This is a genomic window from Synechococcus sp. A15-28 (genome assembly GCF_014280175.1).
Classification (GTDB): domain Bacteria; phylum Cyanobacteriota; class Cyanobacteriia; order PCC-6307; family Cyanobiaceae; genus Parasynechococcus.
Genome location: NZ_CP047931.1, coordinates 2201066 through 2219124, shown reverse-complemented (window position 1 = coordinate 2219124; position 18059 = coordinate 2201066). Strand labels below are relative to the sequence as shown.

General features: G+C 60.6%; 24 protein-coding genes. 11 read left to right on the top strand and 13 right to left on the bottom strand.

All coding sequences use genetic code 11. The features are described 5' to 3' along the window. Positions 1 to 15 precede the first annotated feature (15 nt). From SynA1528_RS12535 to SynA1528_RS12530, 3 genes are all read right to left on the bottom strand, one after another. Complete coding sequence (locus SynA1528_RS12535; protein WP_186587028.1) at positions 16 to 312, bottom strand: DUF8638 family protein; 297 nt, start codon at positions 310 to 312, stop codon at positions 16 to 18. A gap of 105 nt (positions 313 to 417) precedes the next feature. Continuing rightward, a complete protein-coding gene (locus tag SynA1528_RS13310; protein WP_286187837.1) occupies positions 418 to 549 on the bottom strand; it encodes a hypothetical protein in 132 nt (43 codons plus the stop codon). A 103-nt stretch (positions 550 to 652) separates the two neighbouring features. Continuing rightward, positions 653 to 829, bottom strand: a complete 177-nt coding sequence (locus SynA1528_RS12530) for a hypothetical protein (RefSeq protein WP_186587027.1) — start codon at positions 827 to 829, stop codon at positions 653 to 655. 216 nt (positions 830 to 1045) lie between these two features. Here SynA1528_RS12530 and SynA1528_RS12525 point away from each other — a divergent pair, with 216 nt between their 5' ends. Then, positions 1046 to 1222 carry a hypothetical protein gene (locus SynA1528_RS12525; RefSeq protein WP_186587026.1) on the top strand — a complete coding sequence of 59 codons (177 nt, stop codon included), beginning with the start codon at positions 1046 to 1048 and terminating at the stop codon, positions 1220 to 1222. A gap of 3 nt (positions 1223 to 1225) precedes the next feature. On the opposite strand, the gene SynA1528_RS12520 is transcribed toward SynA1528_RS12525, so the two are convergent. From SynA1528_RS12520 to SynA1528_RS12500, 5 genes are all read right to left on the bottom strand, one after another. Continuing rightward, positions 1226 to 1456 carry a chlorophyll a/b-binding protein gene (locus SynA1528_RS12520; protein ID WP_186587025.1) on the bottom strand — a complete coding sequence of 77 codons (231 nt, stop codon included), beginning with the start codon at positions 1454 to 1456 and terminating at the stop codon, positions 1226 to 1228. An 80-nt stretch (positions 1457 to 1536) separates the two neighbouring features. Beyond that, positions 1537 to 2274, bottom strand: a complete 738-nt coding sequence (locus tag SynA1528_RS12515; protein WP_186587024.1) for an MBL fold metallo-hydrolase — start codon at positions 2272 to 2274, stop codon at positions 1537 to 1539. After that, positions 2271 to 2678 (bottom strand): Fur family transcriptional regulator, encoded by a 408-nt coding sequence (locus tag SynA1528_RS12510; protein ID WP_186587023.1) that lies wholly within the window; start codon positions 2676 to 2678, stop codon positions 2271 to 2273. The genes SynA1528_RS12515 and SynA1528_RS12510 overlap by 4 nt, the downstream gene beginning before the upstream one ends. Next, positions 2675 to 3592, bottom strand: a complete 918-nt coding sequence (locus SynA1528_RS12505; protein ID WP_186587022.1) for an oxidoreductase — start codon at positions 3590 to 3592, stop codon at positions 2675 to 2677. The genes SynA1528_RS12510 and SynA1528_RS12505 overlap by 4 nt, the downstream gene beginning before the upstream one ends. Before the next feature lie 8 nt (positions 3593 to 3600). After that, a complete protein-coding gene (locus tag SynA1528_RS12500) occupies positions 3601 to 3858 on the bottom strand; it encodes a hypothetical protein (protein WP_186587021.1) in 258 nt (85 codons plus the stop codon). 54 nt (positions 3859 to 3912) lie between these two features. Between SynA1528_RS12500 and SynA1528_RS12495 the strand changes: the two genes are divergently transcribed. After that, complete coding sequence (locus tag SynA1528_RS12495; protein ID WP_186587020.1) at positions 3913 to 4365, top strand: protein phosphatase; 453 nt, start codon at positions 3913 to 3915, stop codon at positions 4363 to 4365. Continuing rightward, on the top strand, positions 4362 to 4985 hold the full coding sequence (locus SynA1528_RS12490; RefSeq protein WP_186587019.1) for a 2OG-Fe(II) oxygenase: 624 nt from the start codon (positions 4362 to 4364) through the stop codon (positions 4983 to 4985). The genes SynA1528_RS12495 and SynA1528_RS12490 overlap by 4 nt, the downstream gene beginning before the upstream one ends. Here the strand turns inward: SynA1528_RS12490 and SynA1528_RS12485 are convergent. From SynA1528_RS12485 to SynA1528_RS12470, 4 genes are read right to left on the bottom strand one after another with little or no spacing between them, the layout of a single operon-like run. Continuing rightward, positions 4965 to 6281 (bottom strand): mechanosensitive ion channel family protein, encoded by a 1317-nt coding sequence (locus SynA1528_RS12485; RefSeq protein WP_186587018.1) that lies wholly within the window; start codon positions 6279 to 6281, stop codon positions 4965 to 4967. The genes SynA1528_RS12490 and SynA1528_RS12485 overlap by 21 nt on opposite strands. Continuing rightward, positions 6281 to 6586 carry a hypothetical protein gene (locus SynA1528_RS12480; RefSeq protein WP_186587017.1) on the bottom strand — a complete coding sequence of 102 codons (306 nt, stop codon included), beginning with the start codon at positions 6584 to 6586 and terminating at the stop codon, positions 6281 to 6283. Before SynA1528_RS12480 ends, SynA1528_RS12485 begins: the two co-directional genes overlap by 1 nt. Continuing rightward, positions 6586 to 7020, bottom strand: a complete 435-nt coding sequence (locus SynA1528_RS12475; protein ID WP_186587016.1) for a hypothetical protein — start codon at positions 7018 to 7020, stop codon at positions 6586 to 6588. Before SynA1528_RS12475 ends, SynA1528_RS12480 begins: the two co-directional genes overlap by 1 nt. Beyond that, the gene (locus SynA1528_RS12470) at positions 7008 to 7526 is read right to left on the bottom strand and encodes a hypothetical protein (RefSeq protein ID WP_186587015.1); all 519 of its coding nucleotides are present in this window, start codon (positions 7524 to 7526) and stop codon (positions 7008 to 7010) included. Before SynA1528_RS12470 ends, SynA1528_RS12475 begins: the two co-directional genes overlap by 13 nt. Positions 7527 to 7615: 89 nt before the next feature. Between SynA1528_RS12470 and SynA1528_RS12465 the strand changes: the two genes are divergently transcribed. From SynA1528_RS12465 to SynA1528_RS12440, 6 genes are all read left to right on the top strand, one after another. Next, positions 7616 to 10360, top strand: a complete 2745-nt coding sequence (locus tag SynA1528_RS12465) for a valine--tRNA ligase (RefSeq protein WP_186587014.1) — start codon at positions 7616 to 7618, stop codon at positions 10358 to 10360. Positions 10361 to 10364: 4 nt separating this feature from the next. Then, the gene (locus tag SynA1528_RS12460) at positions 10365 to 11339 is read left to right on the top strand and encodes an ABC transporter ATP-binding protein (protein ID WP_186587013.1); all 975 of its coding nucleotides are present in this window, start codon (positions 10365 to 10367) and stop codon (positions 11337 to 11339) included. Beyond that, entirely contained in the window at positions 11339 to 12136 is a 798-nt protein-coding gene (locus SynA1528_RS12455) for an ABC transporter permease (protein WP_186587012.1), read from the top strand. The genes SynA1528_RS12460 and SynA1528_RS12455 overlap by 1 nt, the downstream gene beginning before the upstream one ends. Further along, positions 12136 to 12924: an ABC transporter permease gene (locus tag SynA1528_RS12450; RefSeq protein ID WP_186588511.1), complete on the top strand. Its 789-nt coding sequence runs from the start codon at positions 12136 to 12138 to the stop codon at positions 12922 to 12924. Before SynA1528_RS12455 ends, SynA1528_RS12450 begins: the two co-directional genes overlap by 1 nt. 33 nt (positions 12925 to 12957) lie before the next feature. Continuing rightward, positions 12958 to 13581, top strand: a complete 624-nt coding sequence (locus tag SynA1528_RS12445; RefSeq protein ID WP_186588503.1) for a TVP38/TMEM64 family protein — start codon at positions 12958 to 12960, stop codon at positions 13579 to 13581. 251 nt (positions 13582 to 13832) lie between these two features. Further along, positions 13833 to 15587 carry a choice-of-anchor I domain-containing protein gene (locus SynA1528_RS12440; RefSeq protein ID WP_186587011.1) on the top strand — a complete coding sequence of 585 codons (1755 nt, stop codon included), beginning with the start codon at positions 13833 to 13835 and terminating at the stop codon, positions 15585 to 15587. Between the two features lie 185 nt (positions 15588 to 15772). Here the strand turns inward: SynA1528_RS12440 and SynA1528_RS12435 are convergent, their stop codons facing one another. Beyond that, positions 15773 to 15988, bottom strand: coding sequence for a hypothetical protein (locus SynA1528_RS12435; protein ID WP_186587010.1), 216 nt, complete (start codon positions 15986 to 15988; stop codon positions 15773 to 15775). A gap of 69 nt (positions 15989 to 16057) precedes the next feature. Here SynA1528_RS12435 and SynA1528_RS12430 point away from each other — a divergent pair, with 69 nt between their 5' ends. Continuing rightward, entirely contained in the window at positions 16058 to 16993 is a 936-nt protein-coding gene (locus SynA1528_RS12430; protein WP_186587009.1) for a metallophosphoesterase family protein, read from the top strand. Positions 16994 to 16999: 6 nt separating this feature from the next. Then, a complete protein-coding gene (locus SynA1528_RS12425) occupies positions 17000 to 18049 on the top strand; it encodes a 5'-nucleotidase C-terminal domain-containing protein (protein WP_286187960.1) in 1050 nt (349 codons plus the stop codon). Positions 18050 to 18059: the final 10 nt, after the last annotated feature.

Sequence of the window (18059 nt, the reverse complement as noted above, 5' to 3'; positions counted from 1 at the left end):
GTTGTACCACCAGACTCAGTCTCGGCGGAGCCAGGGATCAGCATTGCCGAACCAACCGCCGAGGTCGTCCTCAGGACGATGCTGATCAGCGGGGTCTCTGCTTCCGAGATCCATGTCCATGAGCAGTTGGTTGAGTCCCGTCACGGCACCCTGCCCTTGTGTGCGCTGAGCACGATTCATCCAGGAGAGGACGCTGCGATCTCGATCAGCGAATTTCTGAAGTTCGATGCGCTCTGAAAGGGTCACCGGTTCCCCCAGGGCAATGCGCTGGCAGATGTCCTGGAGTCGCAGACGGGTTGCGGTTGTGATCATCACTCGGCGGATTTTCGCCGTTGATAGGAGCTGCGAACACGGTCGTCAGTAACCGTTCACACGAGACCGGTCGATGTCAGGAGGTCAACGCCTTTGAACTTGATATCAACCCTTGATAAGTTTGAACAGCACCCATCCCGCTGACAGCCCGAGCAACCAATAGAGCCAGGTGAGCTTCAGCACAAGTCCAGCGCCAATCCCGATGGCAAACAGAATCAGGAATCGACCGAGGGTCATCAGAACAGATCGAATGAACCCATCAAAGCGAAGGTATGGCCTGATTGAACTTGATCTTGCTTGTTATGAACGGTGGACCCCACGAAGGAGCCCACCACGAGAGTCAAAGCCAGTTGGCGCTGATGGCTCGGTACGAAAGGTCATACAGCGGGGCCGCTGCGATGCGGGAGCTGTTGACCTTAAGGTCGAAACAACCTTCTGCCTTGGCCATCTGGCGGCGAGCAGCTTCAAGTCGCTGCTGGCGCTGGGTGCGTTTCTGAATCAGAGAGAGGGGGGACATTGGGGTCTCCACAGCGTCCTGGCCCCCGTTGCATGGCCTGGAACGAACTGCATCCGGTTGCTCCGGACCAACGTGTAAAGAAGTTAGCCCATTTCTGTCGCGGTTGTGACCAATCGTCGAATTCAGGGGTCGGTACGGTCAGCCCGGGCGTACATTCTTAAGATGAGATTAAGTCTGGAAGATTGCGGCAGGAAGCTTGCCCAGGTTCATGCTTCCTTGTCTTTCGACGATGCCCGCGTTCTTTTGATGGATGCCTACCGGCGCTTCCGTGCCCAGGAGAAGTATGGCGGAAACCTGGTGCAGACCCTGCTGCAGATTGAGGTCTCAGTGTTGTCCCGGGCCTCTGATCAGGAGCTGCAGCAGCGCCTGGCCATGGCCCGGGAATGGTTCTGAGGGTCAGAAGCAGAAGGGAAGAAACTGGGTGCGGCAGGCGGCATAGCCGTCCACAAGGGGACCGAGGCCAATCTGGTGGGCAATGCCTGCTCCGGTGAGTCCTTCGGTGATGATTCCGATCACGATGCCGAGCATGGCGGCGCGGCCATTGAAACGCTCAGCCTGCTTGAGCTGTTCCAGGTGAATTTCACGGGCTGCGGTGGTCTGGAACCAGCTGTCGTTGCTGTTGGCCATCGGGGATTTCGTTTGATCTGTAACGAACTGTAACGCGATTCCTCCGGTTGTTCCCCTCCAGTCAGTAAGAATCTCTTTGCTTACGGTTTCAGCATCAAACGCTCTCCCGGGCTGGGGTCCAGCCATCGGGTGCTCGTCGGCAGGTCACGGCCGGTCTGCTCCACGGACCCGTTCATCTGAAGGATTCCACTGAGGGCTCCGCTGAAGCGAACATCGCCGCCGGAGGTGCTGGCCAGCATGATGGCTGGGTGAAAACGCTGCACCAGTTCCGCGGCCACGCTTCGGCCTTTGACAAAGGTCCCGAAGGCCGGAAGACCCAGGTCCACCATCGGCGTAATCACAGCATCCAGGGGTTGCTCGGGCAGGGTTGGATCCAGGAAGCCATGGGGCTCCAGGTACAGCTGCCCAGACTCATGCTCCAGGAGGTAGCCGTTTTCCACCATGGGAACGGGGGCTCCGGCAGTGGCGCGCACCGTCAGCCCCCTATGGTTAGCCGTCTCTCCTGGTCTGAGGCTGGTGACGGTCTGAAATCCAAGGGAGTTCACCACCCGTGCTGCGGAGGCCGAACCGATGACGGGCAGATCACGGGGCAGGAGGTCCAGCGTTTCGGGGTGGCTGTGGTCCGCCAGCCCCTGCGTCAGCAGCAGCAGATCGAGGGTCCCGGGTGCGGGACGCTCATGGGGGAGAACCCCTTTCAGAAGCCAGGATCCCGGCGGAAAACCCAGGCTTCCCCGAAGCCAGGGATCCACGAGAACCCGCAGGTTGTTGAATTCCAGGAGCCAGCCGTTGGCTCCGTAGTAGGTCGCGGCCAGGGTCATGGTTCGGAGGTCGGCTGCGGGCGGCAGCTGCTGCACAGTCCGAAGAATTCAAGCGTGTGAAACAACAATTCGAAGTCAGCTCGACTTTCCGCGGGGATGTCGATGCCATGAATCGGGCAATGATCCAGCACCTGGGTCTTCCCACAGTCCACACAGGTGAGGTGGTGGCGATCCCGGTCCACGGGGGCATACAGCGCTTCACCCGTGGGCAGATGCCGACAGCGCACCAGGCCCCGTTGCTGCAGTTGTCGCAGGTTGCGGTACACCGTGGCCAGTCCCATGGAGACCGTCTTATCGAGGCTGCGATGCAGCTCTTGGCCACTCATTTCATCCCCACAGGCGTTGAGAGCCGTCAGCAATGCCTGTTGACGGGGGTTCAAGGCAGGCGAGGAACTAATTGTCATGGCTTCAGAAGGCCACCAGCCAACTCTTCGCTGAGTTGCCAGAGCCGTTGACGCTGCTCACGGTCGAGGGCGGCAGGAGCGATGCGGCAGCGGGTTGGGTGGCCACGCATGCCCCCCAGTTGGTCCGGGCCGTAGTGCTCTCCCCCCTGCGCCGTCTCCGCCGTGGCGGCATGCAGTTGAGGCAGGGCCCCCATGGCGGCGCTCTGAAACAAAGGATCCATCAGGCGGTAAGCCAGTGCCTCAAAGCGGTTGCCACCCGTGGCGATGGCCGTCGGTTGCAGATCGGTTCGGGCCAGGCCGGGGTGGGCTGCCAGAGAGCGGATGCTGCCACCTTGTTCCTGTTGCCGCGCCTCCAGCTCCAGGGCAAACATCACATTGGCCAGCTTGCTCTGGCTGTAGGCGCCGTAACGGTCATAGCCCTCGTCCCAGCTGGGGTCGTCCCAGCGAATGCGGCCGAAATACTGGGCACCGGAGGTCACCGTCACCACCCGGGCGTCGTTGCGGCCCTGCATCAGCGGCAGCAGTTGCAGGGTGAGGGCCATATGGCCCAAGTGGTTAACGCCCAATTGCAGTTCATACCCCTGCTTTGTGAGGGTGCGTGGTGGCGCCATCACCCCGGCGTTGTTGAACAGCAGATCGACGTGTCCGTATCGATCGCTCACCTCGGATGCCGCGCGGCGGACGCTGTTCAGGTCCGCCAGGTCGAGCTCGAGAAGATCCAGGCCGGTGAGCCCTGCTTCCAGAAGCTGGCTTCGCGCCGTTTCACCCTTACGCCGGGATCGACAGGCCATCACCACGGTGGCGCCACAGGCACTCAGGGCTCGGGCTGTGGCCAGACCCAATCCGCTGTTCGCCCCTGTGACAAGCGCAATTCTCCCCTCCTGGGAGGGAATGGCATCAGCGGTCCAGACCATGGCTGGGTTCAGTCTTCGGGGAAGAGCAGTTCCGCCAGCTCATCGGCATCCACGTCGTAAACGCGGGCCAGGCTGGTTTCAATGGCACTGGTCACTTCACCGGGGAGGAAGCGCATGGCATTCAGGGCGTCCTCGGTGATGTCATCGGTCAGCAATTTGTCGTCACCGCCGAGCTTCTCGTCGTTGATCACCGCCATCACCCAGCTCTGGTAGGCGTAGACCAGATCGGAGAATTCAAGTTCGGGATCGTTGAGATCCAGGGCCATGGGGAGAGCAGCCAGTACTTCCAGTCTGACCTCTCGCAGGAGAGGATGAACGCCATGGATTCCGCTGACGCCACTGGCCTGCAGGCCACCCTGTTTGATTTCGCCATCGGCGAGCTCGTGCGGCAGCACCGCGAGAGTTTTCAGCCGCTGTGGTCGGTGGACAGCTGGGTGAAGTTGCTGATCTGGATGTCGCTCAACTGCGGCTGTGCCGGGGATGAGGCGGGGATGTCCCGCTTTGTTGAGGCCCTCGGCCCGACGGTGACCACACGCATGCGGCGGGTGTTCTTTGAGCGGGAACTGGAGGATCTGGATCTGCAGGTGATGGCGGATCCGGCGGAGCAACAGGTGCTGGTGCTGCCGATGGGGCCTGGTGTGCATCTGGATCTCGATCGGGCCGCGGCGGTGATCGAGAGGGTTCAGTTGCAGGACGAGGTGCTGGCCGATCGGGGCCGCTGGCAGGCCTTGGATGCGGTGGTGGCCATCCCCCGCCGGGAGGCTGCGTCATGAACCTGATCGGGCACTACAGCAATCCCGGTTACGCCTCGGTGGCCGACGCGGTGCGTGAGTTCTTCGAGCGCCGGGTGGATTTGCAGCGGCCTGGCGTGGCCTTCGGACCGGAGGGGGAGGGTGAACCGGCGAAACAGAGCACCGACATCAGCCTGGTGGCGATGGATCGTTCGGATCCTGAATCCTTCGCGTTGGCGCAGTTGATTCTGCGAGGTGTTTCAGCGGGCCTGGACCGTTATCTGCAGGAGCGACCGCTGTTCCGTGACTGCTGCCCGGAGCAGGCCTTGTTTGTGAACCCGATCTTCAACCTTCAGCACTACGCCCCGGGCGAAGGCTTCAAGCGCTGGCACTGCGATTGGACCATCAGCGATGAGGCCACCGAACCGGTGCATCGGGTGCTGGCCTGGATTCTCTATTGCAACGACGTGGATGAAGCAGGAACCGAGTTCCACTGGCAGGGGCACCACGAACCAGCGGAGCGGGGCAAGTTGCTGATCTTTCCGGCTGGTCCGTCCCACATCCACCGCGGGCGCGTGAATCATCAAGCCAGCAAATTGATCGCCACCGGTTGGATCAACGCCGGACGCCAGGAGGATTACCTACGGCGCCTCGCCAGCTGAGTCTTTTCCTGCATCGGCCTGCAGCTGATTGGAGGGGCTACCGATCCTGTGGGTTTGCTCCTTGGAAGGGGGCCATTCCATGGGATACACCTGGCGCTGGGGGAAGGGAATGCCGATTCCGTTCTTCTCAAATGCCGTCCAGATGGCTTGGCGTAAGTCGCTCCCCACACCAAAGGCTTCCAGGGGATTGCGTACCCAGAACAGCAGCTTGTAGTTGATCGAGGAGTCGGCGAAATCGATGGTGAACGCTGCCGGGGGAGGGTATTGGAGGACCTTCTCGTGCTGCTGGGCGACCTCGACAAGGATCGCAATCACCTGTTTGGGCTCATGGTGGTAAGGAGCACCAACAACAACCGCGTCGCGGCGTGAGGTTTCCTCCGCGGTGTACGACTCCGCCTCCTGGGTGAAGAAGTTCTGGTTGGGGATCAGCAGTTCCGCTCCATCGCGGCCCCGGCGCAATTGGGTGGCCCGCAGCCCCAGCTTGCGCACGTTGCAGGGGTCGCCGTTGATCATCAGGATCTCGCCCGGGCGAACCGAACCTTCAAACAACAGCCAGAGGCTGCTGATGAAGTTGGAGACGATCTCCTTGATACCGAAGCCGATGCCCACTGAGAGGCCCCCGGCCACCGCCACCAGGGCGGTTCCGTTGATGCCGATGTAATACGCCACCCCCATCACGCCGACGCCGATTACCGAGTACTGGAGGATGACTTCCAAAGCCCGTTGTCCCTGGGGTTTCAGTCCGATGTAGTAGCCCCCCAGCCAGGCCACCAGCGCAGCGGGACGCTTGGCGTAGGCGACGATCAGGTAGGTGATTGTCAGGGCTGTGAACAGCTTGCCCACGGTGAGGGTTACCCCGAAGACGTCCCCGATTTCAATGATGGCCAGGGATTCGCGGCTGCCCAGGATCTGGAAGAAACTGAGCACCGTGAACACCAGCAACAAGGGCCGGAACAGCATTCGATCCAGTTCATTCACCGGCAAGTTCGGGAAGCGCTGCTCCACGAGCAAGTTGATGGGTTTGAACAGCCGCCACAGCAGCCAGAGTGTGGCCAGGTACTGCACCAAGCCACCGGGGAAACCCAACGCTTTGATGGCAGCCCCTAACAGCATCAGCAGCAATGGGGCGACCAGTTCTGCAAAGGTGCTGAAGACTTCGGAGTCCAGGCGACGGGTCCATCTACTGCGCTTGTCGACCAGCAACGTGCTCACCACGATCGCCAGCTGCAGCAGTACGGAACCCCGCTGGAGATAGCCCAGCCAGGTGACCACTTCCCGGTTCAGATCCTGGAGCATCAGCGCTTCTCCCTCAGGCCCTGCAGGATTTGTTCAGCCCCCTGTTCGGGGGTTTGGATGTCGTAGATGGTGTCGAGCAGGGCATCGGAGATGATTTCGTAGCGAACGGGGTCGCGGAAAATCCGTGCTTTCACGCGCATTTTGTCTATGAGTCCCTCAGCGCTGACGTAGTTGCGCAGGGCTTCATTGCCGCCAGGGATTTTCGATGCCACCACCGTGGCCGCCTTCTGGCTCACTGGCATGGAGTTTTTGGTGGTGAGGGAGTAGGTCTTCTGAGCCCAGGGCTTGGTGACGAATTCCACCATCAACAAGGCTTTCCGCCGCTGCAGCGGGCTGGAGTTTCGGCCCAGGGCCCAGACCTCCAGACGCGTGGTGGCGGTGCGGTTCTGATTCGGCCCTTTGGGAGGGCCGTCACTCCGAGCCTGTCGCCCAGCTTCAGCTTCAGACCTCTGAGATTGTTGCTCCAGCAGGTGATCCAGTCGAGTTCGCCTTGTATCAGTCCGTCTCTGAGGTTGCCCTGGTTGTTGAGAAAACGGATGTTCTGCTGGTAGCTGGAGTCCACCAGCCAACTCAGCCAGGCGGTTACCGTCTCGTAGTCGACTTGACTTGTACCTGAAGAATCCATTGCGGCCTTCAGGGCCGGGCCGGCATCGAAGGCCTCCGCACTCCAGAACAGATCCTTGAGCTGGACGGCCATGCCGAAGGTGGCGTCACTGCTGCTCTGTTTCAGGTCCTCCAACGTCCTTGGAGACGTGGGCAGGCGCTCTTTGTTGAAGCAAGCCAGCTGCACGAATTGATTGAGGGGCGCGCTACCAGGGCGCCGTTCTTGGCGGTGACCAGATCGAGCAGGCTTTGGGGGGTGTTCTGGCGGTCCTGCTCCGAAAGTTGGATTGGATCGATCAGCCGCGATCGGTACAGCGCCAGTGCTGTTTCGCTGTCGGTGATGATCAAATCAGGCACGAAGCCGCTGTCCGTTTGCTGGCGGATCTCGTCGATGAAGTTTGTGCTGGATTGCAGCTGCAGCTGAGGTTGGATCTGTGGATCGATGTCACGGATCTGCTGGAACACCAGATTCGAGATGTACTCCAGCTGTTCGTAATCCTGCGTTGTGATGTTGGCTTTGTTGTCGATGGTGCGGACGATGTCCAGCACCGCTGACGGATGCAGTGCATCGATGGCACTACAGCCGCTCAACAGCCCTGCCGTCAGGCCCACGAGCCACGCTCGACTTAACCCGGCAGTCATGGCATCAACGGCGTGTACTGAGCTTAGGAAGAGTCGCTTAGGCCGTCAGCACCTTTTGCGACCATGGCCGCACCGATTCTCTGCCTCTCGTGCCCGAACTGGCCAAGACCTATGACCCGGTTGGCACGGAGGCCCGCTGGCAGCAGGCCTGGGAGGACCAGGGCGCCTTCCATCCCGACCCGAAGGCCCCCGGTGACCCGTTCTCGGTGGTGATCCCGCCGCCGAATGTGACCGGCAGCCTGCACATGGGCCATGCCTTCAACACGGCCCTGATCGACACGATCGTGCGCTACCAACGCCTGGCGGGGAAGAACGTGCTCTGCCTGCCGGGCACCGACCACGCCTCGATTGCGGTGCAGACGATCCTCGAGAAGCAGCTGAAGGAGGAGGGCAAGACCCGCCACGACCTCGGCCGTGAGGCGTTTCTGGAGCGGGCCTGGCAGTGGAAGGCCGAAAGCGGTGGCCGGATCGTGGGCCAGCTGCGGCGGCTGGGTTATTCCGTGGATTGGAAGCGCCAGCGCTTCACCCTGGATGAGGGTCTGAGTGAGGCGGTGAAGGAGGCCTTCGTTCGGCTGCATGAGCAGGGGCTGATTTACCGCGGTGAGTACCTGGTGAACTGGTGCCCCGCCTCCGGTTCGGCGGTGAGCGACCTCGAGGTGGAGATGAAGGAGGTGGACGGCCACCTCTGGCATTTCCGCTATCCGCTCAGCAGCGGCGATGGCCATCTGGAGGTGGCCACCACCCGGCCCGAAACGATGCTTGGTGACACGGCGGTGGCGGTGAATCCCACCGACGAGCGCTACGCCCACCTGGTGGGCCAGACCCTCACCCTGCCGTTTGTGGGGCGGGAGATTCCGATCGTGGCCGACGACCACGTGGAGAAGGAGTTCGGCACCGGTTGCGTCAAGGTGACACCGGCCCACGACCCCAACGATTTCGCCATCGGCCAGCGCCACGGTCTGCCCCAGATCACGGTGATGCGCAAGAACGGCACGATGAACAAGGAGGCCGGCCAGTTCGAGGGGCTGGATCGTTTCGAGGCCCGCAAGGCCGTGGTGGCTGGCCTGGAGGAGCTGGGGCTGCTGGTGAAGGTGGAGGACTACCGCCACAGCGTTCCCTATTCCGATCGCGGCAAGGTGCCGGTGGAGCCCCTGCTCTCCACCCAGTGGTTTGTCAAAACCGAGCCCCTGGCAGCGCGCTGCCGCGAAGCCCTCGAGAAGCAGGACCCCCGCTTCATCCCCGAGCGCTGGGAGAAGGTGTATCGCGACTGGCTCACCGACATCCGCGATTGGTGCATCAGCCGCCAGCTCTGGTGGGGGCATCGCATCCCCGCCTGGTTCGTGATCAGCGAGTCCGGGGGCAAGTACACCGACACCACCCCTTATGTAGTGGCTCGCAATGAAGCCGAAGCCCTGGCGAAGGCCAAGGCGGAGTACGGCGCGGCGGCGGAGATCGAGCAGGACGAAGACGTGCTCGACACCTGGTTCTCCAGTGGCCTCTGGCCCTTCTCCACCCTCGGTTGGCCCGATGCTGACAGCGCTGACCTGCAGCGCTGGTACCCCACCAGCACCCTGGTGACGGGCTTCGACATCATCTTTTTCTGGGTGGCCCGGATGACGATGATGGCCGGCGCCTTCACCGGTGAGATGCCCTTCCAGGACGTCTACATCCATGGCCTGGTGCGGGACGAGCAGAACCGCAAGATGAGTAAGAGCGCCGGCAACGGCATCGATCCGCTGCTGCTGATCGACCGCTACGGCACCGATGCCCTGCGCTTCGCCCTGGTGCGCGAAGTGGCCGGTGCGGGTCAGGACATCCGCCTCGATTACGACCGCAAGAAGGACACCTCCGCCACGGTGGAGGCCTCGCGCAACTTCGCCAACAAGCTCTGGAATGCCACCCGTTTCGCGTTGATGAACCTGGGCGACGAAACGCCGGCTCAACTCGGTGATCCTGACCCCGCGGCCTTGCAACTGGCAGACCGCTGGATTTTGTCGCGCTTGGCCCGGGTGAACCGGGAGACGGCCGAGCGCTACAGCAGCTATGGCTTGGGTGAAGCGGCCAAGGGCCTCTACGAGTTCGCCTGGAACGACGTCTGCGACTGGTATCTGGAGCTGAGCAAGCGCCGGCTCAATCCCGGTGAGAACCCCTCAGCCGAGGCCCTTGCTGATCAGCGGGTGGCTAAGCAGGTGCTGGCCAAGGTGATCAGCCAGATGCACCTGATGCTGCATCCGTTGATGCCCCACCTCACCGAGGAGCTCTGGCACAGCGTCACGGGCGAATCGGAGACCACCTTCCTGGCCCTGCAGCCCTGGCCGGCCCTGCAGGAGAGCGCCCTCGATGACGCGTTGGAAGCCTCCTTCGCAGACCTGATCGGTGCTATCCGTGTGGTGCGCAACCTTCGGGCGGTGGCCGGTCTCAAGCCCTCCCAATCGGTGCCGGTGCGCTTTGTCACCGGACGCGGCGAGCTGGCGGCGGTGCTCAACCAGGGCACGGCCGACATCACGGCGTTGACGCGGGCGGAGTCGGTGGCGGTGATGGCGCCGGCGGAAGCGGATACGGCTCCAGTGGCCAAGGCCCTGGCGGGGGTGAGCGGTGAGCTGCAGGTGCTGCTGCCCATCGAAGGCCTGGTGGATCTCGATGCGCTCAAGGGCCGCCTCGAGAAAGACATCGCCAAGGCCGAGAAGGAGATCAAGGGCCTGGCGGGCCGGCTGGGCAACCCCAACTTCGCCGATAAGGCACCGCCGGAGGTGGTGGCGGAATGCCAGGCCAACCTGGATGAGAAGCAGGCCCAGGCCGATCTGGCCCGCAAACGTTTGGCGGATCTGAGCTGAGTCGGTGATTCAGGTTGAGGGGCTGAGCAAGACTTACCGGGTTGCCGAGAAGCAGCCCGGCCTGGCTGGCACCCTGCGCCATTTCATTCGCCGCCGCACCCGGGATGTGACGGCGGTGCAGGACGTGTCCTTCCGGATCGAGCCCGGCGAGATGGTGGGCTTTCTTGGCGCCAACGGCGCTGGCAAAACCACCACCTTGAAGATGCTCTGCGGCCTCATTCACCCCAGCGCTGGGGAGGTGCAGGTGGCGGGCTTCAGTCCGCAGCGCCGTCAGGCGGAGTTCCTGCGGCGGATCACCCTGGTGATGGGTCAGAAACAGCAGCTGCTCTGGGACCTGCCGCCGATGGATTCGTTGCGGGTGAATGCGGCGGTGTACGGCATCCCCGATGGCGTGGCCCGGCGACGGATCAGTGAGCTGGCTGATCTGCTGGAGCTGGGGGAGGAGCTCACCCGGCCGGTGCGCAAGCTCTCCCTGGGCCAGCGGATGAAGGCCGAATTGCTGGCGGCGCTGCTGCATGAGCCGGAGGTGCTGTTCCTTGATGAACCGACCCTGGGGCTGGATGTGAATGCCCAGGCCCGGGTGCGGCAGTTTCTGGCGGACTACAACCGCCGCACGGGGGCAACGGTGCTGCTCACCAGCCACTACATGGCTGACATCACGGCGTTGTGTCCCCGGGTGCTGCTCATCCACCAGGGGCGGTTGTTCCACGACGGTCCTCTTGAGGTGCTGGCCGATCAACTGGCGCCGGAGCGGGAGGTGCGGCTGGAACTGGAGTCGCCCGTTGCAGCGGATGCCTTGGCGGGGTTGGGGCGTCTGGAGCAGCTGGAGGGCTGTGATGTGCGGCTGATGGTGCCGCGCGATCAGCTCACCGCCGTGGTGGCGCAACTGCTGGATCGTTTCCCTGTGCGTGATCTGGATGTGACCGATCCACCGATTGAAGAACTGATCGGTGGGTTGTTTCGGCAGGGGCGCGTCTGATGCGGATCTTCGGGCTGAACCGGCGGATCATCCGGGTGCTGCTGGGAACCCAGTACGCCCACATGCTCGAATACCGCGCTGAGATCGCCCTCTGGGCCCTCTCAGGAGTGCTGCCGTTCATCATGCTCAGCGTCTGGAGCGGCAGCGACGCGCGCCCTGGGCTGGAGCTGGATGGTGTGGCCCTGGATCGCTACTTCCTAAGCGCCTTTCTGGTGCGCCAGTTCTCAGTGGTGTGGGTGGTGTACGCCTTTGAGGAGGACGCCCTGCAGGGCCGGCTGTCGCCCTATCTGCTGCAGCCGCTGCATCCGCTCTGGCGTTATGTGGCGGCCCACCTGGGTGAGCAGCTCACCCGTCTGCCCTTTGCAGCCCTGATCGCGGCGGTGTTCTTTGCCGTGCAGCCCCAGGCCTTCTGGTTGCCGTCGTTGGGGGGCTTCCTGCTGGCCTGGCTGGCCACCTGGATGGCCTTTGCCATCGCCTTCCTGTTCCAGAGCCTGCTGGCCGCCCTCTGCTTCTGGAGTGAGAAGGCCAGTGCCCTGGAGCGGCTTCAGTTCATCCCCTTCCTGTTCCTTTCCGGTTTGCTGGCACCGCTTACGGCCTTTCCGCCGGCGGTGCGGGCCCTGGCCCAGTGGACGCCCTTCCCTTATCTGATCGACTTTCCAGCCCGGGTGCTGGCGGGCCAGCCGGTGGATCTGCTGGCGGGCTTTGGTGCCCAGCTGGCTTGGATCGTCCTGTTGCTGCCGCTGTTGTTGCTGCTATGGCGGGCCGGCGTGCGGCGCTACAGCGCCATGGGGGCCTGATGGGGCGGTATTGGCGAACCCTGCGCCGCTTCTGGGGTACGGCCGTGGCCGTGCAGCTGGAGTATCAGGCCAACGTGCTGATCGAGTTGCTGGCGGTGGCGATGAGCCTCAGCGGCAGCCTGTTCCTGCTCTCGCTGTTCTATGGCCCCGATCAGACGTTGGGGGGCTGGAGCTGGGCCCAGGCTCTGATGGTGCAGGGGCTTTACACGGTGTTCGATGGCATGGCCACCACCTGGTTGCGCCCCAACCTCGGGGCGATCGTCACCCATGTGCGCGAGGGAACCCTGGATTTCGTGCTGCTCAAACCGATCGACAGCCAGTTCTGGTTGTCGTTGCGCACCCTGTCGCCGGCAGGGCTGCCGGAGATCGGTCTGGGACTTGGCCTTCTGGCCTGGGGCAGCCATCAGGCCGGTGTGGTGCTCACGCTGCCCTCCTTCTTCACCGTGCTGGTGATGCTGCTGGCCGGTGGCTTGATCCTTTATTCGCTCTGGTTCCTGATTGCCGCCACCAGCATCTGGTTCGTCAAAACCTGGAATGCCACCGAGGTGCTGCGGGCCCTGCTGGCCTCCGGCCGTTATCCCCTCACCGCCTATCCACCGGCCCTGCGTCTCTTGTTCACCCTGGTGCTGCCGGTGGCGTTTCTCACCACGGTTCCAGCCCAGGTGCTGCTCGGTGAAGCCGCCGCACCCATCCTGCTGGCGGGCCTGGCTCTGGCGGTGCTGTTCTTTGCGGCGGCGCGGGCTTTCTGGCTTTTTGCCCTGCGCTTCTACACCTCAGCCTCCAGTTGAGTGCCATGCTCCGCCGAGTGGGTGGGTGTCCAATTGATCTCCCTGGTTCAGCACTGGCTCCCGGATGCGTTGGAGCTACTTCGCTCCCCGCTGGGGGCGGTGGCGTTCATTCCGCTCTATGCCCTCTGGGTGACCTTGCTGCTGCCGGGGGTGTGGGCCTCGATGCTGGCCGGGGTTCTTTATGGCACCTGGCTTGGCAGTGGCCTGGTGTTCGTTGGCGCCAGCCTTGGGGCGGTGGTGGTGTTCCTGCTTGGTCGCACGGTGCTGCGCGACTGGGCCCAGCGCCGATTGGAGCAGCTCCCCAAGCTGCAGGCGGTGGAGCGGGCCGTCAGCAAAGAGGGGCTGAAGCTGGTGCTGCTGACGCGCCTTTCGCCCGCCTTTCCGTTTTCGTTGCTCAACCTGGCCTATGGCCTTAGTGAGGTGAGCCTGCGGGACTACAGCATCGGCTTGATCGGCATCCTCCCTGGAACGGTGCTGTTTTGCGGGTTGGGGGCGTTGGCCGGCGATGTCGCCCGCTTTGGTGAAGTGCTGGGGGGTGAGGCGGATCCGATGACCTGGACTCTGAGGGTGGCGGGGGTGGTGGCCACGATCGGTGTGGTCGTTCTTGTGAGCCGTGCCGCACGCCAGGCGCTTCAGGAAGATGAGTCGCCGCTCTGATCAGGATTGGGTAGCGGCCAGTCGCGGATAGCCGCGATTAGCACAAACCAAACCAGCCGCAGGCGAGCAAGAACACCAGGGCGAGCTGCAAGATCAGCCAGTTTGGCTCTGCCGCAGTCGGTCTTGATCCAGCGGTGCAGTTCCATCTGAGGGCAGAAAGGAGGGAATGTTTGCCTAGTGCACAACGAACATGTCCCGCAAGGGACCTTGATCAGATCTTAAACCTGGCATAAATCCTTCTTTGCTTACTGATGGCATTTTCCGGGGGGTATGTTTTTTCCGCCGTGATCAGCGACAAAATCATCAGTCCTTTGCAATCGGTTAATCCCGGTGGTGCTGAAAAAGTTGACTGGGACCCCGCAACCAAAACTGCTTTCGTCATCACCGGTGAGTACACCGATGACAAAGGTGGTCAGGTTGTTGCAGTTGATTACTCCAATGGTTACGACCAGGGAGAAGTTGTCGCTGAGTACTACCTGGAAGGCGACGTTTCCGACGTTCGCGTGAGCTCTAAGGGTTTGGTCGCGGCCTCCGTTTTTGATCGTGACACCCGCGAGGGCAAGGTCGAGTTTTTCAACTACGAAGCCGGCGAACTGATCAGCCGTGGTTCTGTTGACGTCGGCTTCCAGCCCGACCAGCTGTCCTTCACGAAGAAAGGCCACAAACTGGTCACTGCTGATGAGGGAGAGCCTCTCGATTTCTACGGCTCTGATGAGGCCGGTCAGAACCCTCCTGGAAGTATTTCAATCATCGATATTAATAACAAGAAACCTGCTAAGTCTGACGTTAATATCCTCTACTTCACGAAGAACAACAGCTACTACGAGAACAACGGCGTTCGGATGTACGGCCCTGAGAAATCAGGCAATAACAAGTTTGCACGGATCGACCTCGAGCCTGAGTACGTCGGTATCACCGGCAACAAGACAGCTCTCGTGGCGTTGCAGGAGAACAACGCTTTGGCTGAAGTCAATCTGAAGAAAGGAAAAATCACCGGCGTTTTCGGCCTTGGCTACAAGGATTGGTCAGGTATCCCCTTTGATACCACCGATAAGGACGATGGATACAATCCCTCTGTTAAAGAGGGCGTAACCAGTGCACGGATGCCTGACGGCATCGATACCTTCAAAACCAAGCTTGGTGGTAAGAAGCAGATTTTGTTCATCTCCCCCAATGAGGGTGATGGCCGCGTCCGTCCGGATGATGTGAACTTCGAGGCTGAGGCCGCTGGAGTTTATTCCTACGGAACAAACTCCACCGGTGCTGAGATCGATTCCTTTGTTGATCCCCTAAACCTGATCGAAACGATCTACATCTACGACCAAGCGGGCGTTGGCTCCGAGGGAGATTTCGAAGCTGAAGAAGGTGATGAATTCTTTATCACTAAGAAGTACGGTGTCAGCTCGGACGATGAGTTCTGGTCTGATGAAGTTCGTGCCAAGGATTTGGAGGACTTCGGTGATGTCAGCAACTACGACTCACAGATCATTGCTGAGGGACGCCTGAAAACCCTGGCTGATCAGAACGATCCTGTTACCGGCAACATGGTCGGTTTCGGCGGCCGTGGCTTCTCCATTCACAATAATGAAGGTGAAGTCGTCTACGACTCCGGCAACCTCACCGAAGAAATTGCTGCTGAACTCGGCTACTATCCCGACGGCCGCAGCGATGACAAGGGTACCGAGCCTGAAACCGTTGAGTACTTCTCCTTCGGCAAGAAGAAGAACAAGCGTCACTACATCGCTGTTGCGCTGGAGCGTTGCTACAACAACGGCGACGAAGATGAGCTCGGAACGATTGTTCCCATCTTTGAGGTTGTTGACATCAATGCGGCAGACAACGATGACCGCGTTAAGCACGTGGCCACTCTCCAATCTCCCGAATCCCTCTCCCCAGAGGGTCTGCTCTTCGTCAACGATTCGAAGACCAGTGGTCACATGTTTGTGACCAACGAGGTGTCCCGCACTCTGGACACCTACGCCATCAGTCAGGCTGATCTGGGCTGATCAAATAGAGCGAATCTCTTCAACCCCTTGCATCAGCAAGGGGTTTTTTTATGCATAATAATTTCTATGACTAGAGTTAGATAAACGTGTAAAGCTGCTGGCTACTTTTACGAATTGATCCTCGTAATGCGCAAGACAGCATTGTGTGCTCCGTGCAACAAGGACTGAAGGATCCTGCGAAAATTTCATCTAATTATTAGTTTGAGATTTATTCTTAAATCATGGCTTTTCAGCTTCAGCTGATTCACAGCTCTGACAACGAGTCCAACTTCAAGGATGTCAATACACTTGAGGACAAGGTTGTTAATTACGCAGCCATCACTGATGGCTTGCAGGATGAAGCTGCAGCGCAGGGTTGGGCCAGCCTTCATGTCACCGCTGGAGACCACACCCTTCCTCATCTCTTTTATTCTGCTAGTGAAACTACAGAAGGTAAGCCTGGCTTAGCGGATATCAAAATTTTCAATGCCATGGGCGTGAAGGCCAATGGCATTGGTAACCATGAGATGGATGGGAACATCGGTGAGTTCATCGACATGGTGAATGCATCGGAGTACGTCCATTTGTCCGCCAACCTCGACTTCAGCTCCGTTGTTGATACGGACGGCAATGCCGCTCCTTTCGTGAGCTACGCCGCCGGTGAGCCCGCTCAAAGCGTTGAAGACTTGGCAGGCAAGATTGCACCCTCCGCCTATATCGAAATCGACGGTGAGCAGATTGGTTTGATCGGCCGTTCACCCAGTGAAATGTTCTCCCTGGTCGCCGATGGCAACCTGCCCGGTCTGGACTACATCGGTGGCACCAGTGGTGAGGGAACGGCTCGGGAACCAGTGCTTGAGCCGCTCCCCCTGATTCAGGCGGAGATCGATCGCCTCACCAATCAAGGTGTCAATAAAATCATCTTCATTGATCACGCTCAGGACTACACCAATCAATCCGTTCTTCCTGCGGAATTGGATGGTGTCGATGTGATCATCCAGGCCGGCATGACCGGTTACATGTCCGCTGACACCCCCAGCGGTCCGTTCAACCTGCTGCGTACCGAAGAAGCAGGCAATCCGATCACGCACAACTACCCTCTGCAGTCGGCTGATTCCGAGGGCAACACCGTTCTGATCACCAACACCGAGCAGATCTGGCGCTATGTGGGCCACCTGGTGGTGAACTTCGACGACAACGGTGAGATCACCAGCTACGACGCCGACAACAGCGGCCCTGTGCCCACGAACGATGAGGGTTTAGTCGCTCTCCGTGCCTGGACCTCCGGCGATGCAGTGGCTGATCCCGTTGTGGTGAGCACCTATGAAGCTCTGCTGGCAACAGATGAGCTGCAGGCCGCCTTCGCCGAAGTCGGCACCACCACCGACAGCCTCAATGGCGTTCGCGCTGATATCCGCAGTCGCTAAACCAACCTGGGTCGCCTCGCTGCTGATTCAACGCTCTGGTATGCCAACGAGTACCTCGAAGAAATCGGTGAAACGAAACGCGCTGATATCGCCCTGAAAAACGGTGGCGGTATTCGCGACACCATCGCCGGTCTTTCCCCGATTACCCAGCTGCAGGTGAACGCCGCTCTGGCGTTCGATAACCAACTCACCATCATGGATCTCACCGGCGCTGAGTTCCTGGCCATTGTTGAAAACGGCGTCAGCCGGGCTCCCGCCCTGGATGGACGGTTCCCTCATTTCGCCGGCGTTGAGCTGGAGTTCGTCACCTATCGGCCTGGTGTTGAAGAGGCGCTTTCTCTCAGTGAAACCAGCCGCGTGGCCAACCTCACGGTGACCCGGGATGACGGCAGCACCGTTGAGCTCGTCGAGGACTTCGCAGTTAACCAGACAGCACTGGAGGAAACCTTCACCCTGGCCACGAACAACTACCAGGCTGGTGGTGGTGATGGCTATCAGGCCTTTGTTCCGCTTCAGGACAAGATCGAGACCGTCATTGGTGAGCAGGAAATTCTGGCGACTTACATCGCTGAGGAACTCGGTGGCGTTGTCGACATCAAGGACGCTGACGTCATTGCTTCCCCCCGCTCTGTTCTGCTCCGTCCCAGCCAGTCCGATCTCGTGGACCCCGCTGATGAAATCATGGGTACGCGCGGCAATGACCAACTCGTAGCTACACGTACTGGCAGCGCACTTCAAGGTCTCCGCGGTGACGACATGCTGAAGGGCCGGAAAGCTGATGACCTGCTCGATGGCGGTTTCGGTTATGACAAGCTGCGCAGGCGCGGCGGCGCCGATGTTTATGCCGGCTCAGCTGGCAAGGATAAAATCATGGGCTTCAGTTTTGAAGAGGGTGACGTGATCGCCATCGATGAGTCGACCGGCTTTGAAGTGTCCCAGCCCAGCAACCCTGAGCGGAGCATCAAAATCATTCACGACGCCGGTACGATTCTCGTTAAAGGCATCACCGCTGATCAGGCGATTGACCTTCAGAATGCAATTCAGATCACGGTCTGATTAACAGCGT

Coding starts and splice junctions, on each gene's coding strand:
- SynA1528_RS12535 (WP_186587028.1), bottom strand. CDS start 312: ATGATCACAACCGCAACCCGTCTGCGACTCCAGGACATCTGCCAGCGC.
- SynA1528_RS12440 (WP_186587011.1), top strand. CDS start 13,833: ATGGCATTTTCCGGGGGGTATGTTTTTTCCGCCGTGATCAGCGACAAA.
- SynA1528_RS12480 (WP_186587017.1), bottom strand. CDS start 6,586: ATGGTGGAATTCGTCACCAAGCCCTGGGCTCAGAAGACCTACTCCCTC.
- SynA1528_RS12520 (WP_186587025.1), bottom strand. CDS start 1,456: ATGGCCAACAGCAACGACAGCTGGTTCCAGACCACCGCAGCCCGTGAA.
- SynA1528_RS12530 (WP_186587027.1), bottom strand. CDS start 829: ATGTCCCCCCTCTCTCTGATTCAGAAACGCACCCAGCGCCAGCAGCGA.
- SynA1528_RS12450 (WP_186588511.1), top strand. CDS start 12,136: ATGGGGCGGTATTGGCGAACCCTGCGCCGCTTCTGGGGTACGGCCGTG.
- SynA1528_RS12500 (WP_186587021.1), bottom strand. CDS start 3,858: ATGGCCCTGGATCTCAACGATCCCGAACTTGAATTCTCCGATCTGGTC.
- SynA1528_RS12430 (WP_186587009.1), top strand. CDS start 16,058: ATGGGCGTGAAGGCCAATGGCATTGGTAACCATGAGATGGATGGGAAC.
- SynA1528_RS12505 (WP_186587022.1), bottom strand. CDS start 3,592: ATGGTCTGGACCGCTGATGCCATTCCCTCCCAGGAGGGGAGAATTGCG.
- SynA1528_RS12435 (WP_186587010.1), bottom strand. CDS start 15,988: ATGAGGAAGGGTGTGGTCTCCAGCGGTGACATGAAGGCTGGCCCAACC.
- SynA1528_RS12510 (WP_186587023.1), bottom strand. CDS start 2,678: ATGACAATTAGTTCCTCGCCTGCCTTGAACCCCCGTCAACAGGCATTG.
- SynA1528_RS12495 (WP_186587020.1), top strand. CDS start 3,913: ATGGATTCCGCTGACGCCACTGGCCTGCAGGCCACCCTGTTTGATTTC.
- SynA1528_RS12485 (WP_186587018.1), bottom strand. CDS start 6,281: ATGCTCCAGGATCTGAACCGGGAAGTGGTCACCTGGCTGGGCTATCTC.
- SynA1528_RS13310 (WP_286187837.1), bottom strand. CDS start 549: ATGACCCTCGGTCGATTCCTGATTCTGTTTGCCATCGGGATTGGCGCT.
- SynA1528_RS12490 (WP_186587019.1), top strand. CDS start 4,362: ATGAACCTGATCGGGCACTACAGCAATCCCGGTTACGCCTCGGTGGCC.
- SynA1528_RS12455 (WP_186587012.1), top strand. CDS start 11,339: ATGCGGATCTTCGGGCTGAACCGGCGGATCATCCGGGTGCTGCTGGGA.
- SynA1528_RS12470 (WP_186587015.1), bottom strand. CDS start 7,526: ATGACTGCCGGGTTAAGTCGAGCGTGGCTCGTGGGCCTGACGGCAGGG.
- SynA1528_RS12515 (WP_186587024.1), bottom strand. CDS start 2,274: ATGACCCTGGCCGCGACCTACTACGGAGCCAACGGCTGGCTCCTGGAA.